Origin of the sequence: Escherichia sp. MOD1-EC7003 (assembly GCF_002965065.1) — a bacterium.
Taxonomy (GTDB): Bacteria; Pseudomonadota; Gammaproteobacteria; order Enterobacterales; family Enterobacteriaceae; genus Escherichia.
The window spans coordinates 1-684 of record NZ_PTRE01000156.1; the positions used below are offsets into that span (position 1 = coordinate 1).

A 684-nucleotide genomic window follows, 5' to 3' on the forward strand; every position below is an offset into this window, starting at 1 on the left:
TTGTGTATCTGCCTGTTTTTGATATGTTCACTCCAACACCGGAGACAGGCAAATTATGGACGAAAATAAACTCAAAGCGCTGGCGGCTGAACTGGCTAAGGGCCTTAAAACCGAAGCTGATCTTAACCAGTTTTCCCGTATGCTGACTAAGCTGACCGTCGAAACGGCGCTCAATGCAGAACTGACTGACCATCTCGGGTATGAGAAAAATGCGCCTAAAAAAGGCTCTAATACCCGCAATGGCTGTAAGCGTACAGCCTGAACCGTCTGGTCAGAATCTGACGAATTAGACAAAGTGGTGTCCACCAAATAAGTAGTGGGAACCAAAGTGTCAGATATGCAGAAAAATGTGACTCCCGGCAGGCGAAAAGGCTGCCCTAATTATCCTCCCGAATTTAAACAGCAGCTCGTTGCTGCCTCCTGTGAACCCGGGATATCCATCTCAAAACTTGCTCTTGAAAAGTAAGCGGCTCGTCAGAACCGTATTGATATTTACTGAGAGCTCAGATCAACTTTCCAGGGCAACAGATCGCGTACCCGGTTTGCCGGCCAGTCCTGGATATGTTCAATGACGTAGCGCAGCCACTTTTCTGGCTCCACATTGTTCAGACGGCATGTGCCGATCAGCGAGTACAACACCGCCGCATGTTCACCACCGCTGTCGGAACCCGCGAACATCCAGTT

General features: G+C 49.3%; 1 protein-coding gene and 1 pseudogene. One reads left to right on the plus strand and one right to left on the minus strand.

Translation table 11 applies throughout. The features are described from left to right. Positions 1-55: 55 nt before the first annotated feature. Positions 56-244, plus strand: a pseudogene (locus A7090_RS21915) (IS256 family transposase); the annotation flags it as partial. A 248-nt stretch (positions 245-492) separates the two neighbouring features. On the opposite strand, the gene A7090_RS21925 reads toward A7090_RS21915, so the two are convergent. Then, positions 493-684: transposase domain-containing protein (locus A7090_RS21925; RefSeq protein ID WP_000295637.1), on the minus strand; the 192-nt coding region annotated here is incomplete at its 5' end.